The organism is Rhodococcus sp. 15-2388-1-1a (genome assembly GCF_002259145.1).
Classification (GTDB): Bacteria; Actinomycetota; Actinomycetes; order Mycobacteriales; family Mycobacteriaceae; genus Rhodococcoides.
This window is the reverse complement of record NZ_NPFP01000053.1, coordinates 130,237-150,682: the sequence shown is the minus strand read 5'-3', so window position 1 is coordinate 150,682 and position 20,446 is coordinate 130,237. Positions and strand designations below refer to the sequence as shown.

Annotated in this window: 19 protein-coding genes; 9 read left to right on the top strand and 10 right to left on the bottom strand. The window is 60.9% G+C overall.

Annotation, left to right across the window (positions count from 1 at the left end; genetic code table 11):
- The first annotated feature begins 201 nt into the window (after window positions 1-201).
- Window positions 202-795: a molybdopterin-dependent oxidoreductase gene (locus CH302_RS28600; RefSeq protein ID WP_032385462.1), complete on the top strand. Its 594-nt coding sequence runs from the start codon at window positions 202-204 to the stop codon at window positions 793-795.
- Window positions 792-1,523 (top strand): FAD-binding oxidoreductase, encoded by a 732-nt coding sequence (locus tag CH302_RS28595; RefSeq protein WP_170949168.1) that lies wholly within the window; start codon window positions 792-794, stop codon window positions 1,521-1,523. The genes CH302_RS28600 and CH302_RS28595 overlap by 4 nt, the downstream gene beginning before the upstream one ends.
- Here CH302_RS28595 and CH302_RS31035 read toward each other — a convergent pair.
- Together CH302_RS31035 and CH302_RS30395 are read right to left on the bottom strand one after the other, a co-directional pair.
- Window positions 1,450-1,698, bottom strand: coding sequence for a hypothetical protein (locus CH302_RS31035; protein WP_371828738.1), 249 nt, complete (start codon window positions 1,696-1,698; stop codon window positions 1,450-1,452). The two genes, CH302_RS28595 and CH302_RS31035, sit on opposite strands and share 74 nt — an antisense overlap.
- A 27-nt stretch (window positions 1,699-1,725) precedes the next feature.
- Window positions 1,726-2,094, bottom strand: a complete 369-nt coding sequence (locus tag CH302_RS30395) for a DUF1003 domain-containing protein (RefSeq protein ID WP_176460803.1) — start codon at window positions 2,092-2,094, stop codon at window positions 1,726-1,728.
- Between the two features lie 574 nt (window positions 2,095-2,668).
- Here CH302_RS30395 and CH302_RS28580 point away from each other — a divergent pair.
- Window positions 2,669-3,298, top strand: coding sequence for a hypothetical protein (locus CH302_RS28580; protein WP_052056700.1), 630 nt, complete (start codon window positions 2,669-2,671; stop codon window positions 3,296-3,298).
- A gap of 202 nt (window positions 3,299-3,500) precedes the next feature.
- On the opposite strand, the gene CH302_RS28575 is transcribed toward CH302_RS28580, so the two are convergent.
- Window positions 3,501-3,872 carry a histone-like nucleoid-structuring protein Lsr2 gene (locus tag CH302_RS28575; RefSeq protein WP_094610791.1) on the bottom strand — a complete coding sequence of 124 codons (372 nt, stop codon included), beginning with the start codon at window positions 3,870-3,872 and terminating at the stop codon, window positions 3,501-3,503.
- 198 nt (window positions 3,873-4,070) lie between these two features.
- On the opposite strand from CH302_RS28575, the gene CH302_RS28570 reads away from it, so the two are divergent.
- The 5 genes from CH302_RS28570 (at window position 4,071) to CH302_RS28550 (ending at window position 6,819) form a co-directional block, all read left to right on the top strand.
- Window positions 4,071-4,271, top strand: coding sequence for a type II toxin-antitoxin system HicA family toxin (locus tag CH302_RS28570; protein WP_008720157.1), 201 nt, complete (start codon window positions 4,071-4,073; stop codon window positions 4,269-4,271).
- Entirely contained in the window at window positions 4,268-4,654 is a 387-nt protein-coding gene (locus CH302_RS28565; RefSeq protein ID WP_032385459.1) for a hypothetical protein, read from the top strand. The genes CH302_RS28570 and CH302_RS28565 overlap by 4 nt, the downstream gene beginning before the upstream one ends.
- 71 nt (window positions 4,655-4,725) lie before the next feature.
- Window positions 4,726-5,505, top strand: coding sequence for a DUF6924 domain-containing protein (locus tag CH302_RS28560; protein WP_052056699.1), 780 nt, complete (start codon window positions 4,726-4,728; stop codon window positions 5,503-5,505).
- Between the two features lie 196 nt (window positions 5,506-5,701).
- The gene (locus CH302_RS29730) at window positions 5,702-5,902 is read left to right on the top strand and encodes a hypothetical protein (protein ID WP_094724361.1); all 201 of its coding nucleotides are present in this window, start codon (window positions 5,702-5,704) and stop codon (window positions 5,900-5,902) included.
- 65 nt (window positions 5,903-5,967) lie between these two features.
- Entirely contained in the window at window positions 5,968-6,819 is an 852-nt protein-coding gene (locus CH302_RS28550; RefSeq protein WP_052056697.1) for a hypothetical protein, read from the top strand.
- Between the two features lie 359 nt (window positions 6,820-7,178).
- Here the strand turns inward: CH302_RS28550 and CH302_RS28545 are convergent, their stop codons facing one another.
- The 7 genes from CH302_RS28545 to CH302_RS28515 all read right to left on the bottom strand — a co-directional run bounded on the left by CH302_RS28545 (window position 7,179) and on the right by CH302_RS28515 (window position 16,716).
- Window positions 7,179-7,703: a hypothetical protein gene (locus tag CH302_RS28545; protein ID WP_141216750.1), complete on the bottom strand. Its 525-nt coding sequence runs from the start codon at window positions 7,701-7,703 to the stop codon at window positions 7,179-7,181.
- Window positions 7,704-7,836: 133 nt separating this feature from the next.
- Window positions 7,837-8,946: a matrixin family metalloprotease gene (locus tag CH302_RS28540; protein ID WP_094610794.1), complete on the bottom strand. Its 1,110-nt coding sequence runs from the start codon at window positions 8,944-8,946 to the stop codon at window positions 7,837-7,839.
- 711 nt (window positions 8,947-9,657) lie between these two features.
- Window positions 9,658-10,092 carry a hypothetical protein gene (locus tag CH302_RS28535; protein WP_094610795.1) on the bottom strand — a complete coding sequence of 145 codons (435 nt, stop codon included), beginning with the start codon at window positions 10,090-10,092 and terminating at the stop codon, window positions 9,658-9,660.
- Entirely contained in the window at window positions 10,089-11,360 is a 1,272-nt protein-coding gene (locus tag CH302_RS29725; RefSeq protein ID WP_141216749.1) for a hypothetical protein, read from the bottom strand. Before CH302_RS29725 ends, CH302_RS28535 begins: the two co-directional genes overlap by 4 nt.
- Before the next feature lie 818 nt (window positions 11,361-12,178).
- Window positions 12,179-13,960 (bottom strand): hypothetical protein, encoded by a 1,782-nt coding sequence (locus CH302_RS28525; protein WP_141215896.1) that lies wholly within the window; start codon window positions 13,958-13,960, stop codon window positions 12,179-12,181.
- Window positions 13,961-13,995: 35 nt separating this feature from the next.
- Window positions 13,996-15,372 (bottom strand): tyrosine-type recombinase/integrase, encoded by a 1,377-nt coding sequence (locus tag CH302_RS28520; protein ID WP_255139193.1) that lies wholly within the window; start codon window positions 15,370-15,372, stop codon window positions 13,996-13,998.
- A 384-nt stretch (window positions 15,373-15,756) separates the two neighbouring features.
- On the bottom strand, window positions 15,757-16,716 hold the full coding sequence (locus CH302_RS28515) for a LysR family transcriptional regulator (protein WP_094610798.1): 960 nt from the start codon (window positions 16,714-16,716) through the stop codon (window positions 15,757-15,759).
- Window positions 16,717-16,850: 134 nt separating this feature from the next.
- Here CH302_RS28515 and dnaE point away from each other — a divergent pair, with 134 nt between their 5' ends.
- Window positions 16,851-20,414: a DNA polymerase III subunit alpha gene (gene dnaE / locus CH302_RS28510; RefSeq protein WP_094650303.1), complete on the top strand. Its 3,564-nt coding sequence runs from the start codon at window positions 16,851-16,853 to the stop codon at window positions 20,412-20,414.
- Window positions 20,415-20,446 lie beyond the last annotated feature (32 nt).

Below are 20,446 nucleotides of genomic sequence, written 5' to 3'. Positions count from 1 at the left end.
GGTACTTAAACAGGAAGGGGACCGTGAGCTGCGCGAGGACCCGCGCCGAGGGCGTTCGCCGAGGAGCTCAACCGTTCCCCGACACGGCTGTCGGAGCACGACTCCAGACTTCCGGTCCAACTCGACGCTCGGTGATATGAAACAGTTTTCGGTTCCGTTCGCGTAGGCCGCGGTAGTGAATGCCCGAGGAAAGGTGCAGTCGTGGGAGTTATCAACAGTGGTTTCGGAAATCAGCGAAGGTCCACCGACGCTCGACTGCCCCCCGGGCAGACCCTCGCCCACGACTGGCCGGTGCTCTCGATAGAACCGACGCCGGCAATCGACGAGAGCCAATGGAGCTTTACGATCACGACCGAGGACAAAGTCGCACACCGGTGGAACTGGCATGAGCTGCAGAAGGTGGGCGTCGAGAACATCGTCACCGATATTCACTGCGTCACTCACTGGACCAAGCTGGACATGGCCTGGCGGGGTGTTTCGTTGGACCTGTTGTTCGACGATGTCGAGACCAGCTGCGACTACGTGATGGTTCATAGCTCCGGCGGTTACACCACGAACCTGCCGCTCGAAGATCTCCTCGATGGGCAGGCCTGGATAGCCACCGAGGCGGAAGGAGAACCACTCACACCCGAACATGGCGGTCCGGCCCGACTCCTGGTGCCCCACCTCTACTTCTGGAAGAGCGCGAAGTGGGTTCTCGGAATGGAGATGTTGCCCTCGGACGAACCGGGGTTCTGGGAACAGAACGGCTACCACCTTCGGGGCGACCCATGGCGGGAAGAGCGCTACTCGTGACAACCTCGAGCGGCGTCCAGTGGCATCTCGGGCGGGTGATCAGTCGGCGTTTCGAGAATCCATCGGCCGTGCGCCTCGAATTGGATGTGCCGACGTGGCCCGGTAACGACGCCGGAGCTCATGTGGATGTCCGGCTCACGGCACCGGACGGATACCAGGCGTCTCGGTCCTACTCTCTTGCGTCCTCGGGTGAGTCAACTCGCGTGGTTCTGATGGTCCAGGAACTGCCCACGGGCGAGGTGTCACCGTTTCTCGTACGTCACCTCGCGGAGGGTGAGGATGTCGAGGTGCAAGGACCTCTCGGACGCTTTTTCGTCTGGTCCCGCTCCGATACCGACCGCTCTCCTATCCAGCTCATCGCGGGCGGATCCGGAGTCGTGCCGTTGTTCGCGATTGCGTCCGCACGCGAACGCGAGGCGGACAGCTCCGACTGTCGGTTGTTGTACTCGGTCCGCAGTCCGCGAGACGAGATGTTCGCCGACGAGCTCGTAGGGTTGACACGAACTACCGTCGACATCGTGCACACCCGACAGTCCGCACCTGGATTCCAGGAGGGCGGGCGGTTGACCCGGAATACGATCGCCGAGCGGACGTTCGCCGCATCACGGTCTCCGCGCGTATTCGTTTGCGGGCCATCGCCGTTCGTGGAAGCCGTCACCGGGTGGCTTGTCGACCTCGGCCACGATGCAGCGCGGATCCGTACCGAACGATTCGGCGGCAGTTCGTGACTCGAGTCGATGCAAACAGGCACGTCGCCGGGTCGTCGGTATCGGCCTCCTGCCTCAGTTCACCGGAGCGCTGCATTCGCTGCAGACCGTCGGAGAAGTGGCGCTGCCACGCGTCGAAGCCGTCGGCCAGATCCTGCCGGGCCGTCTCCGGAGGGACCGGCGGCTCGTTGGCCATTGATCCGGAAGGGCAACTGTCCGTCTCCTATTTGCAGTCATCACCTTCACAAGTGCGTTCAGGCTCGACCGAAGCATGTAAGGCTCGATCTCGTTCCCATTGTTCGAGGGCGGTGGTGACCGCGGAACCGATCGAGTGCAGGTCGGCCTCGGTGTTCTGTGAAATCACGAAGGTCTCGATGTCTCGCGCGCGGTCACGATCGGACTCGCGGCGTTGAGAAAGCAGGATCAGCGGTCCTTGCAAGGCAGCAATGATCGCCAGAACCGTTCCCAGATAGTCGAGCATGGCTGACGACTCCGGATCGAAGATCGGCCGGATGGCGTTGATCACGAACCACGCAAAGATGGACAGCAACATGATCAGCAGGAAGGGCCAGGATCCGGCGACGCCGGCCACCCACGCCGCAGCCTTGTCTCCGGGGCTGGACCGCGACTCCCTGAACATGCTGAGTTGGTGCCCGCAGTGCGGACACGCGAACATCTCTCGGCCGACGGCATGACCGGAGTGCCCGGACATCTCGTGGCCGTGAATACCGGCAGTCTCAGCGGGGGTGACGGTTTCCGGTGACCGTCGGCCTGTTTCCTCTGGCCGCTCATCGCTCATCGTTGCAGTCCTTCCGGTGCGCTCTCGTCCGCAGTGAACGACTCTTCGACTGCCTGCACGCGGAAGCTACTGTGCCAGCTTTTTGTGGACCGTCAAGTCCAAATTCTGTTATGTTCGGCTTCGTGGCACCAAGTTTCTGTACTGTCTGCATCGCCTCGAAGATCTGCGGGCCGGAAGCCGGTAGGTCACTGCGCGGCGGCGTAACCTCATGACATTGCCCAGCGACCCTTGCCCGCGATCGCACGGTTGCCGCACTGAGCCGGGCAGGAAGCTGGCCTTCGATTCGACCTGTTAGGACGACATGAAGAACCCGGCTACGCCACCTTTTCCTGAGCCTCGACCAGTTGCGGATAGGGGCCCCGACGCCTTGAACGCCCAGATCCTCGGCGTCGAGCACTGGAGCCTTCTCGCCGCTCGGGGGGCACTCTGGCAGGAAATCTTCAGTCGCACGGGAACGTTCCTGGCGATTGTCTCGGCATCCGTCGTTGCCCTTTCGTTGATGGTCCAGGCAACTGGATTCGGGCAGAATTTCAGAGTCATTGCCTCGCTCGTTCTACCGCTGGTTTTGTTAGTTGGGTTGTCGACGTACACGAGGTTGCTAGAAGCTGACCTCGAAGATCTTTGGTTAGTCATTGGTATGAACCGTCTGCGGCACGCGTACCTAGATCTGTTGCCTGGCCTCGAGCCGTACTTCGTCACCGGGTATCACGATGATTGGGCCAGTCTCCTCCAGACATACGGTTTCGGACGGCGCATCGGAGTCCTTCATCTGTTCGGCGGATCCGCCGTCATCGTCGGAGTCGTGAACTCCATGATCAGTGGCGTGATTGCAGTGGTGATTGCGACCATTTGTGGTGCCGCGGATTGGCTGCAGATCGTCACCGGTGTCATGGTCGCCGTCTTTGTTGCGTTTATTCTCATCTCGACATTTGTGAAGAGGCTGCGCCGATTCCGGCGGGAGTTTGTTCCCAGGTTCCCCAAGCCCGCGGCTGACTGATCGGTGAACTTCACCTCGTTTCGTCTGCTGGCATTCAAGCGGGGGTCTGCAGGAGCGGGGCCCGCAAATGACGGCGTATCCGTAGTTGCGAAGGAAGGAAGGCTCGAACATGACAACGCTCGGTGGTGTGCAAGTACAGCCTGTCGATCGACGGTCAGGCCGGATACACCGTCGAGTTCGCGCGGTGATCCTGAAGTAATGATCAGTGTGCAGCGTTGAATGCGTCTTCGATAGCAGCGGGAATGCGGCCGCGATCGCTGATCTCGTAACCGTTGTCTGCGGCCCACTGCCGGACAGCTCTGGTCTGAGCCGGATTACGTGTGGCCCCGCTGTTCGAGGGTGCAGCAGATGGAGCCGTGGAGGTGGGGGAGTGCCGACGCTTACGCCCGCCGACGCGGGTCGCGTGCTCGATGTAGTAGCCGATCTTGCGGTGAAACTCGCTGGCGTTCTTTGCCTTCAGGTCTACGAGGTAGTCGACGCCGTTGACGGAGAATTCGATTGTCTCGCCTGATTCGTCGTCGATGACCGAGCCGTCGATATTGTCGACCAATTGGGTGAATATTTTTTTCGCCACGGTTCTATGCGGCCTCTCTCGAATGGAAACACATTGCTGTCGACTGCCACTCTAACCAGACCGAACCCGCAGGCAGATGCACCAGATGAGGAAATGCGTAATAGGCACTTCCTCCCGTGTCGACCACGCCACCGCTACTCGACCTTATTTCGTCTAGTCGACTTGACTAGAAAATGTCCAATCGACTAGACTAAAGTCATGGTTACCGAGCAGCCCACGCGGAAAGTGGTCAAGGCCCTCAAAGCGGCCGGGTTCACCTCGGTCCGCACGGTCGGATCGCACAGCACGTGGGTCTCGGCCGACGGCGCAGTCAAAGTGACTGTGCCCGATGGGCACCGGACGATCTCGCCCGGTGTCTACCGCAAGATCCTCGCAGCCATGAAGGAGGCACAGCAGTGAGCAAAACTTACACGGTGTCGGTGACCCGAGACGGCAAGTGGTGGATGATCGCCGTCCCCGAACTCGACGCCCTCACTCAAGCCCGTCGCATCGACGATGTCCACACCGCAGCGAAAGAACTCATCGCCCTCGAAACCGGAGTCGCCCTCGCCGATGTCGAGATCGAGCAGCACATCCAGCTCGAACCCGGGGGAGAGGATCTCGCGGTCCACATCGCCGAGATCGCGACACAGCGAGCACGTCTGGCCGAGGACGAAGCCCGCGTCAAAGCCAGCACCGAGGCCTTCGCGAAGAAGCTCGCCACCGCTCAGGTACCCGTCCGAGATATCGGATCGCTTCTCGGCGTGACATTTCAGCGAGCCAGCCAACTCGTCAACAATTGACCTGAGCATCGAATGTTCGGTCCCTCGCAACTGCATCGGTTTCACGGTTGTGAACGACTAGAGTCGGTGCCATGCCAACTCTGCCAGAGGGCCAATCCCTGCTCATCCGTACGTACTTCGGCGATGACGGTGCCTGGGCGCAGGTTGCGCGAGATGCCCAGGCGTCGCACGTGCAAGACAGTGGTTATGAGGCTCAAGCCTTTCTGACGACGGTCGACGACCCGGAGTTTGCCGACATGTCGGTGTCACGCATTGTCGGCTTGGTGGAATCTCCGCCGCCGGACTATCTCTTCGTAGTCGACCAGCGGGCATGTGACGAGCCGGAACATCCAGTGCTCGTTGTGGATACAAGTGCCGATCCGGACGATGAGGCAGCTACTTTTCGGGTTGTACCGAGCAGGCTTGCGGTAATCGAGAACAACTTGTCTATCGCAAATCTGAGCTTCGACGACCTCCGTTCCGGCGCGGACCTGGATGGGGTGTACCGCGGTGCCGGAGCAGTGCAAACTATAGAAAAGCCGCAGGTCCGAAGCGAGGATTTGATCGCCGCAGCAGACAACGCAGACGACTCGCCGACGGTCCAGCAACTGCGAGAGGATCTGAGAAAAAGGTCAGTACCGGTTTGGCCGGCGATGGTCGTCACCGATCTGCGGGACAGGTACGACGCGATTGCAGGAGGGACCTACAACTCGGAACTGACCATCGGATACGACGAGACCCTTCAGGTTCTTGCTCGGGGCGGCTCGGGGTTGGGAATCCACTTCGCGCTCGTCGACAGCTACTGGTCCATCTACCTGGACTCGGACAGTCTGAGCTTGCTGGCCGCCATGAAAGTGATCTATCCGTCGTGACCGCCGCCCGCACGGGATTTTATGAGCGGCCATAAAGACACCAGGGGCGCGCCGGTCCCTGAATCTAGCCAGGGACCGGCTCGCCACGGCGAGCAGGATCAGGAAATGGTGAACTCGCGCGCCTCCGTTACGACGGCTCTGACGACCTGATCTACGACACGGGAACCGCGCCCGGCGCTGCTGCGTCGAACTAGACATGGACCCAGACGAACGCGCCGCCATCATCGACGAGGGCTACGACCCCGACGACCCGGCCGTGCGCGCGGACCTCGATCACGTCAGGCGTCTGCTCGCCGAACATCGCCACCTGACGGCCGACCCCGAACTCTCCCTCGACCACCTCGCGAACGCCGCTAGGGTTCGCGAACCAGGGCCAGCTTCGGGCACACGCAGGTAGTTCGACATCGAACGTATGTTCGCATAGATTGAGGGCACTGATCCGTTCGGCGAAAGGTCGCACTCATGGCCGGTATCGCCGACACGATTCCCGACCTGACCAGCCTGGACAAGGCTGCACAGCTCGCCGCTCTTCGCCGCAGCATGGCCGCGATCCCCGGACGCCGCGACCACGCACCCACCGACTCCGACGACTCGCCCGCATTCGCCCCCTCGCAGCCGAACGCGCAGGCCGCCGCGACCGACGGCGATGAACGGGCACTGAGCGGCCCCGTGCGCTCACGAACCCTCAAAACCCTGCCGGTGCCCATGCCGCTGTCGGAACTGCTGCCACGCGGCGCGCTGGCCCGCGGAACGGCCCTGTCGATCACCGGTGCCGGATCGATTCTCGTCGGACTCGTCGCCACCGCCACCGCGGCCGGCCACCACGTCGCACTGATCGGTCAACCCAAGTTCGGGCTCCTCGCCGTCCACGAACACGGCGGGGACTTGTCGAAGATCGCCCTGATCGACCCCGGTCAAGCAGACCCTCTCGACGCCGCCAATATCTGCATCGATGGGATCGATCTGGTCATCAGCACCGTCCACGGTCGCGACGTACCGCCGACCCGCGCACGTGCCCTGCTGGCCCGAAACCGAACTCACGCAGGGGTATTCGCAATCACGGACGGTCGAATGCCTGGTCTCGATCTGACGATTTTCTCTCGCCCCGTCGGCTACGGCGGCATCGAGCAAGGCAGGGGCCGCATCGGCTCGATCACCCTCGAGACCACCGTCCACGGACGCGGAATCACCCAGCGCACAGGCCGCTACACCCTCACCGCACCGATGTTCGGCGAACACGGCTTGCGCTGGGCCCCCGCGGTCACCGACGCAGTCGCCGAACATGGGCCGCACCGATTGGCGGTCGCACAATGACCCCCGACCTGTACGAGAACTGGCCCGTGAGCTTCGATCCCCCCACGCGCCGCATCGTCGATCCACCTCGGAGAGTCCTGGTCAACATATTGTAGACGGGGTTTGCCTCTGACCACTGTGCATCCGATTAGTCTCCCGCTGTTTCGGGCCATCACCAACGAGGTTCGATACCTGCCCGAATCAGGCTCGGACCATGAGCTGCCGCTGTAGCGGAGCCAACGCGGATGAGGATTTGGCCCGTCGACAGCCAAGACAGGCTAAAACGTCAGTGCAGTTCGGGAATAAGTCATACACCCCCGAACTGCACTGGTGGGACGTGAAGATCAGCTTCCGGTCCAGTCGACTGAAGTCACACACACCTACCTTGGTGGCACTGGCGGTTCGGAGCTGACGGGCTCCGATTCGCGGTTCGGATCGAACGGAATCTCGTTGTCGATGGCATCTCGCATTGTTGCGACCGGCGCTGGCTCATCGGTTGATCGCCGCGCAGTTCCATCGCTGACGGCAGCAACTTCCTCTGCTGACAACGTCACTTTGCCCGCGCGTGGAGCGACCGTGTACCAGTTTTCGGACGGCAAGAAGCCAGCCGACATAAGGTATGTTGCTCCCGGCTCGATCAGTGGGTCATCGTCCAGTAAGTACAACGTACCGTCGGTGCCATACCCGCCTTGCTGATTGACGAGTATTTGGCCCGCGACGTCACCCTTTAGGGTCTGAAGCACCTCAACAGAAAACTGCGTCTCGGGAAACGGCCCAACTGCCTTCGTACCGACTTGCTCAATCACTGTTCCGACGAAGACCGCGTCGGCCCAACCGGCAAGCTGCTGAGGGTCTGTCACATCGAAAGCCGAGTCCATTTCCACTGCTTGTGTGCGCGTAGTCACGCTGGCAGTCGCGCCAGCATCTCCAGGTTGCGTGCCTGCCGAAGTGCTGCAGCCAACTAATACAATGCAGGCGAATAAGCTCGCAACGCCCACCCTGCCGTACTTTGATCCTAAACTTCTGACCTTCATCATGTCATCCCCAGAGTTGACGGTAGGCGGCTTGATCCATGAACTGCGGCGCAAAAACCGATGAGTTTGAAATCGGATCCATCAGCTGACTTTTGCAGTTGTGCGCCAAACCGAGCGCATGACCCATCTCGTGTGTCATAACGTTCCGTTGATTACTGGCGTTACCGAGCTTCGCTGTATTCATTTGAATAGTGTCCACCCCAAAGTCGGTGTTGCTGTATAGCCCGGCCCATGTGACGTCCGGACGGTTGGCGTCGGAAATTTCCACATTAGTGAGCGTCGGGTTCACAGGGTCATAGGGGGTAACCTGGACGCTCCCAAGTGCATTCCAAGCAGTGGATGCCTGCGAAATTGCGGTCGTGTATTGGGAAGATGACTGATAGGTGAGTTTGGAGAAGAGGACCGAGCTGTAGCCCAATGTCGGCGGCTTGCGTCCTGACGTCAGATACTGGCCGTTCTGGAAGTTCTGTCCGGAAGCGCCATATGACTCGTAACCATCATTGGACGTTGTTCCATCTTGACACAGGTACTCATCACTGCTCGGGAAGCCCAAGGGTCCAAGCTCGTAATTCTGCGCAGCCCACTGATCGCGAATGTTCCCCCAGGTGGCATAGGCGGATGTGGCTCCGAACTTGTATGTAATCGCGCCGCCCTGGAAGTTGTTGTATCGCCCGCCCGAAGCAGGGCTCTCACGTGTGACCGGGTAGCCGAGTCGTCCACGTTCGTCGCTTCGCTTCTCGTATTGATACGGGCCGTTGACATACGTTCTGTACTGACGCGATGGCAAATTGAGCCACTTGTTCATGATCAAGCCGCCGATTTGACGACCTTTATTTGGGTCGACATTTGGCGACCAGTAAATGCGATTCGTGAACCCGAATTCCTGCCACCGCCCCTCGTTGCTGTTTCCTGCCCAGAGCTCGCCACTGGTGGGTTCTCCGATACTCGAGGTGCCGCCTTGGCCGTATTGGTTAGCGCCCGAAAGGAAATCGATAAATTCGCGTTCGATGGAGCCGAGGACCCACTGGTTGTTGCGAAATTGATCGGCGTTCGCAACGCCAGGTGTAGAAACTAGCAATGCAAGGGATGTAATTAACGCACCGATAAGTGACATTCTTCGAGCGACAATTTAGTTTCGCGTCCGATGCTGCCTGAAGCGGACATTGATCAATGGGCTTGGATCGCCAATATGCGACTTGAGAGGTAACCTGCTCGGTTTCATGGAGCTCCCACAGTGAAGGGCATCAAGGACGAACCGAACAGTACGGTCAGTTTGCCCACCGTTGGAGAGGCACGCGAACACGAGTTTGGTCACAATTCGGTCACCGTGACCGCCGCCAACTCGACGGCGGCTAGACTTCGAACGCATGAGCAATACAGGTTCTCGGTGGCTACGGCCAGCTGTCCTGCTGGTTCTAGTCGGCGTCTTGCTCGTTGGTGTTGCTTTTGGGGCGACCAGCCAGATTGGGCTCGGTCGCTCGGCCTCAGAGATTTGCGAGAATGCTTATCCGGGGGCTGTCGACGTCGAGTCCAGTCGTCCCCTTCTACCGCTGGTCGTCGTGCGTTGCGCTGCACAGGATTTTGACACGCGTGTGGAGACTCATGAATTTGACCCGCTGTCAACGCTTGTCCTCATGGCTGGGATCGCAAGCATTGTCGTTGGTGTATCTGCCGTCCGACGTCAAAAGCTGAACGAGTCATCTCAAAAAGGACAGCGGTGAACATACTCGGTGGTCTGGTCTGATTCGCTGTGTGAGAACTCGAATCAATTCTGGTCAGAGGATACTTCCTCCCCGACGCCAGTATCTTGCAGCTTTATCGAGGCTTAGCGGTCCTGCCGGCCACACGCGCCCACGACAGCGTCCGCGGAGTTCGAGCGTGACTGCAGGGAGATCACCCCTGACGTTGTTTCCAGTTCTTTCCGTAGGGCGTGGTTGTCGAGTGTTAGCCGCTGGATGACGGCCAGTGCGAGGGTGAGGTCTTGAGTCAGCGCCGCGTTGTCTCGTTGCACGCGCTTGTTGGAGGCAAGGAGTTCGGTCCGGTCGTCATGCCGTGTGGCGACGGGAGCTGCGACGGAAGCGGCTCTGAGTTCGGCAGCGATAGCGGGGTAGTGCCGCCAGAAGGTTGCGTTGGACAGACCCAGTCGACGGGCAAGGCCGATGACAGTGGCGCGGCCGCCGGCCGATGCTGCGTCTTCGAGGTGCTCTGTCATCACTCGACGGACGTCCTGCTCGCTCGGGAGGTCGATGCGTTTACTCATCGGATTGAGTTCGGATCGTGTCGGTCGACGAACTGATTTATCTGCTCACTCCGTTGCCGTAGTCGATGCTGCAGCAACGGAGGCAGCGACGGTGTTCGTTCGAGCTCGCGCTCGATATCGGAGCTCTCCGAACGCAACTCGTCGAGGTTGCCTGAGGTGAGCGCGACGTTGCGGCATTCGAGCGGTCGACAATCACCGAGCGTCGGCGCGTTCTGGCCCGAAAGGTTCTGTGCGCGTGTGCACAGTGCCTTGTCCGGATCGTAGACGCAGGTGGCGTATCGGCCTGGATAGATTGCTGGGTCGAATCGGCGTATCAAGCGGTCGTGCCGACGCCGGTCGGTGACGACCTGTCCTTGGTATCGGATATTCGACTCGAGCTCGCTCAGACGTCGGCGGGCTTCGTCGGCGGCGGGTCCAACGAGATCGGTGTGTTCATGGGTATCGATCATTGCCATCAGACCCTCCCCTCGGGCAAGGGCCACCTCTGACTCGACTTCGGCGCGGAAACCGCTATCCGATGTGCCGGCGTAGCCCTCGAACATCTGGACAGCTTGGTGGCGATATTGAATTGCTCCGGCAATGGATCCGCCGGGTTGGCGTGCGATGAACCAGGCGAGCGTTCGTCTGAACTGGCGGGTTGTCAGCCGCCAGGTTTGGGCATTCACAGCCGGTATGTTCTCTGCGAGACCATGTGCGCGACAATAGCCGTCGATCCAGGACACCAGATTGTTGATGTGGTCGTTCGTGGTCTTGGTCAAATTGACGTGGGCGGCGGTTTTGCCGATCCGCACTGCGGTGCCATGAGTTGAGGGTGCGAACAGCCGGGTTTCGTTACCGGGTTGGAGGAGTTCGAGGACCGCCACGGCGCGGGCGGCCGGAGCGCCGACAACCCAGGTCACTTGCACTCCGGTGGGGTCGCGTTCACCTTTGAACGCGAGGCTGGTCATCATCCACCGGTAGGGCCTGCCGTGAGGGTCACGTTTGACGCTGATGCAGCCCCGCTGCAGATGCTTGATCTCGCTGTCACGCATGCCGGACAGGAACGCAATAATGACGTAGCAGGCTGCGCTCAGCGCCGACAGCAGGTGCAAGATCCCGGCTTGACGATCACGTCGATTGAACAGGATGCGGTCGATCCAGGGGGACCCGTTGATCCGTCCGTTGATCACCACGTCACACGAGACGTCGTTGTCGACCCCGACCAGTCGAGCTGTGTCTTCGATGAGGTGGCGGTAGGTCCGCAAGGTCGTGCGATCGCATCCAAGCATGCGGGACAGGTGGCGAATGCTCGGTTGTCCGTTATGCCCCGGTAGTGGGCGGTCCGCGGCACGGTATTCAGCTATGAGTTGGTCCAGCTCCTCCTTGACCCATCGTCTCGTCTTGGGCGGAATTGACCCTTGTCCCAATCGAACTCGTCGCCACTCGCGGTCTGCCGCGAGAATGTCCGATGCAAACTCATCGACGAATCGCAGACTCCATGTGAGTAGGGGTCCGAGCACCGCCTCCGGAATTCTGGCGGTCGCGTTGTCTGGTCCGCTCCTGTCGCCGGACTCGCTCCAACCATCGATGTGGTACGGGTCGAAAGTCAGCTGATCGGTAACCATGAGTCCGCGGTAGCGATAGAGCGACCGAACCGAACTGCGATAGCGATCACGAACCGTGAGAGTGGGTTGCGTCGCGAGCAAATGCAGTTGGTACGCAATCAAATCGGAAGGTTGCAACTCCGATAGCAGCGGCTGGCGCAGGTTGGGTCGCGAGGCGAGCCAGGAGAAGAAGTGGCGTAGCGTGGGCAACATCGAGGCAATCGTTGCTACCTTCGGTAAGCCGCGTCCTCTGGCGGGTGCAGGCCCGCCCAGTAGCCCGATGAAAAGTTCTTTGGCCACGGTGCGATAGACAGATGGCACGGATGTGAAGTCGAGGATCAGAGCAACATGATGTTGCTGAAAGAAAGCTGGACTGAGATCCCAGACGTCGTCTACGAATCGGGAAGCTCGGCTGAGTTCTGTCTCCGGGCGCACCGGCCGCCCGTTCAATACGCATCGTTCGTCGAACGGATGCGACGTCGACGGTTGAGGGTGGGCGTTGGTCATGTTTGCTCCCATGGTGATTCGACGAGATCGAGAAGTGCATCGGTGGGTTTGATCTCCGTTGCCGCCAGGATCTCGGACCGATTGAACTTCGAGAGAACGTCATGGCGGATGGCCGCCCACGTCGGTCCGTATCGGACCCACCAATCGGCCTCCGACAGCTGATCGCGGCGGGCCGCCAGCGCATCGAGCAATCCGAGCAGTCCAGGAAGGTGATCCGGTGTGACCACGCAGTTTCCGCAGTGAAAGCAGTCGAGAAACGATGCGCGACAGCTTCTCCCGGTGGCGGGATGGTGTTCGTGATCCCGGCACGCTGACCAGGCGGTATCGGCTGCGTCTGCATGCGTCGACGGGGTTTCACCATCGGGATCGGTGGTGGAGCGTTCCGGCTGCACGTTCAGTGTGCCTCCGGCAACGTGCAGCGCTCGTCTGTGTGCTGCCAGAGCGCTCGATTCGGCGTCGCTGACGGCAGCCGCGACAACGGTGTGTGCCCATTCCTGTGTTGTCGGGTCTCCGCGTAGATAGTTCCGGAACAGAACCGGGATGGTGTTGCTCCGGGCAGCGGACGGGAGGTGACCGCCGATCTGTTTGGTACGGCGCACGTCTGCCGTGGTCTTGATCCGGTTGCCGGTGACCGCAAGCGGAGCCGGGGGCGTTCCGTCGACGACGTCAGCGTGGAGGCAATGCCGGGTGCGCCATCCGGCAAGGTTGATTGCTGTCGCGGTCAGTTCGCGAGCGAATGGGTCGAAATGTTCTTCGATACCGCGAAGGCCGGTGTTGTGGCCGCTACGCCAGATCGACCAAACGGATGCGCTGCCAGAAGTGTTCCTGCTGCGAGTGGTCAGTTCGTGTAGCAGTAGGTAAAGACCGCCGGGATAGTGCAGTTCGCGACCCGGTGGCCCGATCTCCCACGTCGCGGTCTCGAACCATCGGTGATTGCCGCGGCGGCGTTTGATGACACGAACTTCGACGGCGCGTGTCTCCAGGATTCGGTGTTCCCAGGGGAGCTCTTTGATGGTTTCGATATTGCGGCCGGTCAGCGCCACCATCAACACGAGCATTGGCGCGAGGTCCCGGATCGTCATATAGAGCCGGCTCGCAAGCTCCAGTCTGACGACGTGCGCGCTGAAGCTCCGGCTCGGGGGTACGACTCCTGATTCCGCAATCGCGACGAGCTCTTTGTCGCCCTCCAAGCCTTCCTGTTCACCCGTTTGTCCTATTGCAGCTTCCGAGAGTCGAATTCGATCGCGCAATGCGGTGATGTCTGACCGAGCGGCTGAGAGAATACGATCGAACTCTCCGTCCGAGTAGCCAGGTTGGCCAATCCGGGTCTGCCCGATTTGGCGGCAGGTGTAGTCGATCACTGATGAATTCACCGTATCGACCAGCGGTGGCAACGTCAGGAACTGTCCGAAAAGTGCGATGCCTCGCCAGGCGTAGACGTCCTTCTGCGTGATTCTGCGCTGGTTGTAGACAGATTGGAGGTGGGCGGTCTCCAGCAACGGTGGTCCGGTCGGTGGATCCGGCAGTTCCGAGAGGGATCGCAGCATGGATCGCACCCTCGTAACCAGTCCCTTCGCTGAGCTGAGCGTCCTGCTGCGTCCCGTCGCCCCGAGGGCAAGGGCCAGAGCCTCTGCAACTGCCGTGTGCCAACCGGGCAGCGCCATCTTCGCGACGTCCACCAGCAGAGTCCGGCCGTCTTCACCATCGAATCGGACCGTGAGGCCGGAGGCGATGGCGTGTTCGCCTTCGGTCGGTGTGTACGGGCCAGATGGGAGCATCGCGCGGCGCCCGGTGCCGGTACTGCCGCGACCGTTCACTGTGTTTTGTTCTCAGTGGCGACGTCGAAGACGTCGAGTGGAGTGTCGCGGGGATCTTCCCATGTGTTGGGCACCAACATCATTCGCGTTTCCATTTCCAATTCCGACAGCGCGTGTAAGTAGATCTGTGTTGTCACCACGGAGCGGTGTCCGAGGCGACGTCGCACCCAGTCCAGAGGGTCACCGAAGATCTGTGTCCATTGCCCTCGCTGTTCGGCAGTCATTTCGGTCATCGCGCTGATATGTCCGCGCTGTAGCTGTTCCAGAGTCACCACCGCGAACGTGTGCCGCAGGCGGTGAGCATGTGCAGTCAGAGGAACTCCTGCTCGACGACACCGTGTGTTGGCGACTGCGAACATGTCTTTCCAGGTCGAGACCGCGATGGGGGTGCCGAACTCCGACAGCCAGAACGCGGCCGGCGTCAAGCCATCGGGCCCGTCGATGAGCAAGCGGCGTCGTTCGTCGGCATCGAGGTTGGAAACTTTCACGGTCGATCGCAGACCGGACCGAGTCTGTACGACGACCGGCGAATGCGGATCAGGGATCACGAGCGGGCGGCGAACCTGTTCGTACCGTCCGCAGGCGCGTGCGCGGGCGATGACCTCCGCGCGATCGAGTGTCGCGTACCCGATCAGGTCGGCGATCACGGATTCAGGAACGTAGACTCGGCGGGCCGAACGACCTTTGGCGATGGCCGTCGGCAGCCAAAAACGTTGATAGCCCCCGAGACCGCGAGCTGTTGGCACATCGAATACCGTCAGCGCCGCTTGCTCGGACAACCGCATGCCGGTGCGCACCATCAAGTCGCAGAATGATGCATTGCGCGCCGCCCAGCGACCGCGAAACCCGGTGTCGTGGACACCGTCGGCGCGATATCCGCGAATCCCGACATCGCGCCATAAACGGTAGGACTGGGGTGGGAGCCACTCGATACGATCCGTCGCGGCATCGTGCGAGTAGGTTGCCGGTGTTGTGGTCGAAGAGTCATGACGGACGAGGCCCGCGCCGAACGGCATTGGTCGTCGAACTCTCTGCGGCACAGGGTTGTTCAATATATGGCCCGCGCGGACCTGCCATCGATAGAACTTGTCGACTGCGGCAACCTCTCGGTCCCATGTCGCACCTTGTATGTGCGGCCCTTGAGAGTCGATCCTGCGCCAGCGCCAGTACGCCAGATGGTCAGCCTCGTTGACGTCGCACCAACGAGCTCTGTCTCGTGAGACAGCAACGAAGTTCAAAAACGCGGCTAGATCGCGGGCGTAGCCCACCTGGGTGTGGCGCGCCTTCGCCTGCATATCGACTGATCTGAAGAAGGCATTCAACTCGATGTCATACTCAAATGATGGGTCAATGAGGAACGGCGTGCCGGCCACCAACTCTGGCCGCGCGAACCCAGGCCACTCCAAATTTGTGTCCGGCACCGCTGGCCGCGGCACCAACTCGTGTGGAGTGATACAAACACGCCAACCAGGTCTCGGCATGGTGGGCAACAGTACGTGGACATCTGTCCATCCGTGCACAAAACGTGGCGCTCACCGTGGCAGGCTCGTCCGGAGGCTCCTTCCGCGACGGGACACCTCTCAAAGTCCGCTCCGAAGGTCTCTAGCCAGTGAACTGTTGTTGTTGCAATCGATTTGACTGATTCTGGGCTGCGGGCGTGGTGCTTGCCAAAGGCTTGTTCTTCTCATATTGCGTTGTAATGCAACGGCTTTCGGCGAGCCCTCTTGAGTGGAGTGCGCACCTGCGTGGTGCGGCGGTCATTTTCGGAACAATGCGCGATCTGGTTCTGGCAGCCATAGGGAACTCGTTTCGTTGCTGCGGTAGCTGCCGGCGACGAAGTCGATCAACGAGTTGAGCGCAGGATGCGAGCTTGCTGTCTCTCGCCACAGCAGTGCCATGGGGTAGGCGGGCGTGGGGTTCACTATGGGTACACGACGAATATTGGGATGCCACGGCGTTGTGGTTCCTTCGCCGCCGAAAGTGACCAACGCCTGCGAGTCCGCGATGCGGTCGAGAATGTTGGTGAAACCTATCCCGCCGGGGTGCCGCTCGGAGTTGATTGTGACGCCGCAACTGTCGCTCAGCTGGCGGTAGAAGTCGCCCACTTCGGAGTCGAATCCAGCTCCGGGCACCCATGCGGTGAGGTCTGCGAGGTCGTCGAACTCGATGTGGTCGCGTTGCGCGAGCGGATGGCCGCTACCGACCAACAGATGCAGAGCGTCGAGGTAGGCCGGCGCAGCATTGACATAGGTCGGCAAACGATGAGCACTCCAATTATGGCGGGCGAATGCAACATCCACTCGGCCGGCGACCACCGCGTCTCGCGATGTCTTCAACGGTCCCATCATGATGAGCTCGATCTGGGCGTCCGGGTGCCTCTCCAAGTAAAACCTCATCAGGTTTCCGTCGACGATCTGGGCACCATGCACCGCCACACGGAGTACCTGCAGTTCTCGCACCGCTGCGATTGCTGTGTCGGCCGATGTGAGGACTGTGCGCGCGTGCGGCAGAAAGCGAGCACCGTGAACGGTCAGCGCGACGTTGCCGGTCTGCCGCTCGAACAAACGAGTGCCGAGTTGGCCCTCAAGCTTGGCGATTCGCTTGGACACCGCCTGCTGACTTACACCCAACAGAGACGCAGCCAGACTGAACTGACCCTCATCGGCAATAGCGACCATCGCGCGTAGCGCGGACAGATCCAGATCCAACTTCGCCACCTGCTCTACATCTAACAGTTGTTCGACTACGCGTGTCGATTGTTCGACTCAGTGTGACCCTAGCTGGTCATATGGCTGCTAGGGACGAGGTGATCCCGACAACCAGTAGGCGTTCTTAGCTGATCGGGGTGACCATGAGTCGAACGTCGTTCGTGCATTTGCACAACCACACCGAATATTCGATGCTCGACGGTGCCGCCAAGATCGGGGCGATGTTCGCCGAGGCGGCGCGGTTGGAGATGACGGCGGTCGGGATGACCGACCACGGCAACATGTACGGAGCCAGCGAGTTCTACAACGAGGCCAAGAAGGCCGGTATCAAACCGATCATCGGCATCGAGGCCTACATCGCCCCCGAGTCCCGGTTCAACAAGAAGCGCGTGCTGTGGGGCGATCGAAGCCAGAAGTCCGACGACGTCTCCGGTAGCGGTGCGTACACGCACATGACGATGGTGGCGGAGAACGCGACCGGCGTTCGCAATCTGTTCAAGCTGTCCTCGCTCGCGTCCATCGAGGGTCAGCTGGGCAAGTGGGCCCGCATGGACGAGGAGATCATCGCTCAGCACGCCGAGGGCATCATCGCCACCACCGGATGCCCGTCCGGTGAGGTTCAGACGCGCCTACGTCTCGGTCAGGACCGTGAAGCCCTCGAGGCCGCGGCCAAGTGGCAGGAGATCTGGGGACCGGACAACTTCTTCCTCGAACTGATGGACCACGGTCTGTCCATCGAGCGACGCGTCCGCGAGGGCCTGCTCGACATCGGCAAGAAGCTCTCCATCCCGCCGCTCGCTACCAACGACTGCCACTACGTCACCAAGGACGCTGCCGAGAACCACGAGGCGCTGCTGTGCATTCAGACCGGTAAGACGCTCAGCGATCCCACGCGCTTCAAGTTCGACGGGGACGGCTACTACCTCAAGTCCGCTGCCGAGATGCGCGAGCTTTGGGACGATCAGGTGCCCGGTGCCTGCGACAGCACGCTGCTCATCGCCGAGCGAGTGCAGCCGTACGACGAGGTGTGGGCACCCCGCGACCGGATGCCGATCTTCCCGGTTCCCGAGGGCGACACCCAAGGCAGCTGGCTGACGAAAGAGGTCGACAGAGGCCTCGAATGGCGTTTCCCCAGCGGTGTGCCGCAGGAGTACCGCGACCGCGCTAAGTACGAGATCAGCGTCATCCTCGAAATGGGGTTCCCGGCGTACTTCCTCGTCGTCGGCGACCTCATCAACTACGCCCGTTCCGTCGGTATCCGGGTCGGCCCGGGCCGAGGCTCCGCGGCCGGATCGTTGGTTGCCTACGCCATGGGCATCACGAACATCGACCCGCTGCCGCACGGACTGCTGTTCGAGCGATTCCTCAACCCCGAGCGCGTGTCGATGCCCGATATCGATATCGACTTCGACGATCGTCGCCGCGGTGAGATGGTGCGCTACGCCACCGAGAAGTGGGGCAGCGACCGCGTCGCCCAGGTGATCACGTTCGGCACCATCAAGACCAAGGCGGCCATCAAGGACTCCGCCCGTGTGCAGTTCGGCCAGCCCGGCTTCGGTATCGCCGATCAGATCACCAAGGCGCTGCCGCCCCCCATCATGGCCAAGGACATCTCGGTGGCAGGTATCACCGATCCGTCGCACGAGCGGTACAAGGAGGCCACCGAGGTTCGAGCGCTCATCGACTCCAACCCCGACGTGGCCACGATCTACAAGACGGCCAAGGGCCTCGAAGGCCTGATCCGTAACGCAGGCGTGCACGCCTGTGCGGTCATCATGTCCTCGGAGCCGCTCACCGACGCCATTCCGGTGTGGAAGCGCGCGCAGGACGGCGCGATCATCACCGGCTGGGATTACCCGTCGTGCGAGGCCATCGGTCTGCTCAAGATGGACTTCCTCGGTCTGCGAAACCTCACGGTCATCGGTGACGCCATCGACAACATCAAGGCCAACCGCGGAATCGACCTCGACCTCGACACCCTTGCACTGGACGACGCGGCTACCTACGAGATGCTCGCCAGAGGAGACAACCTCGGTGTCTTCCAGATGGATTCGGCTGGTATGCGAGAGCTTCTACTTCGCATGGCACCGACCGAGTTCAACGACCTCATTGCATCGAACGCACTGTATCGACCAGGTCCGATGGGGGTCGGAGCGCACTGGGCGTACGCGGACCGCAAGAACGGTCGCGAGGCAGTAACACCTATCCATCCGGAGCTCGAGGAACCACTCCGCAAAATATTGGGAGAAACATATGCCCTGATCGTCTATCAGGAGCAGATCATGCAGCTCGCGCAGAAGGTGGCCGGCTACACCCTCGGACAGGCCGACCTTCTCCGGCGAGCGATGGGTAAGAAAAAGCCCGAAGTGCTCGCCGCCGAGTTCGAGAACTTCCGAAACGGCATGCGCAGCAACAGATATAGCGACGATGCTGTCACCGCACTGTGGGAGGCCGTCCTGCCGTTCGCAGGCTACGCTTACAACAAATCACATGCCGCCGGATACAGCCTGGTCATGTACTGGACCGCCTACCTCAAAGCCAACTACCCGGCCGAGTACATGGCGGGCCTACTCACCTCGGTCGGCGATGACAAGGACAAAATCGCCGTCTACCTAGCGGACTGCCGCACCAGAGGCATCGTCGTGCTGCCTCCCGACGTCAACGCCTCTCGCGTCGACTTCGCCTCGGTGGGCAAAGACATCCGTTTCGGCCTCGGTGCGGTCCGCAACGTAGGAACCAACGTGGTGGCGTCGATCATCAGGGCACGCGAGCAGAAGAGCAAGTATGCCGACTTCTCGGACTACCTCGGCAAGATCGACGCCACTGCCTGCAGTAAGAAGGTCACCGAATCCCTCATCAAAGCCGGCGCGTTCGACTCACTCGACCATCCACGCAAGGGGCTGATGCTCATTCACGCCGACGCAATCGACGCGGTGATGGGCACCAAGAAGGCCGAGGCGATCGGTCAATTCGATCTGTTCGGCGGCGAGGACGCCGATGAGTCCATCTCCGCGGTGTTCAACGTGCGGGTGCCGGACGAGGAGTGGGACACCAAGCACAAGCTCGCACTCGAACGAGAGATGTTGGGACTCTACGTGTCCGGCCACCCGCTCGACGGCATCGCCACTTCGCTCAGATCGATGACGGACACCTCCATCGCGGCTGTGCATGCCGGAAAGGTTCGTCACGGCCAGAAGATCAAGATCGGTGGCATCATTGCCGCTGTCGACCGTCGCGTGAACAAGAAAGGTGAGTCGTGGGCCATCGTCGAGATCGCTGATCTCGACGCTGCCACCGAGATACTGGTGTTCTCGACGACCTACGCCGGCTTCCAGCATGCGCTCACCGAGGATTCCGTCTTACTTGTTACCGCAAACGTCAGTATTCGCGAAGGTAGAACGTCAGTCGTTGCAGTCGACATCTGCGTACCTGAGCTGGGGAATGCCGACCCATCACTCTCCCCGATGACCCTCACCCTCGCGGTGCACTCCTGTACACGACCGAACATCGAAGCCCTCCGTGAAACTCTGCAACGCCATCCCGGGAACACCGACGTCCACATCGCCCTGACCGGCACTACGACGACACGGTGGGCAACCGATCCGAAGTTTCGAGTACACAAGACACCAGCCCTATACGGCGATCTCAAAGCCCTGTTCGGAGCCAACTGTCTGACAACCTCCCCGGCCAGCGCAGCGAATGCGTAGATCCACGAGACGGCGATTTCATTCCTGAACGG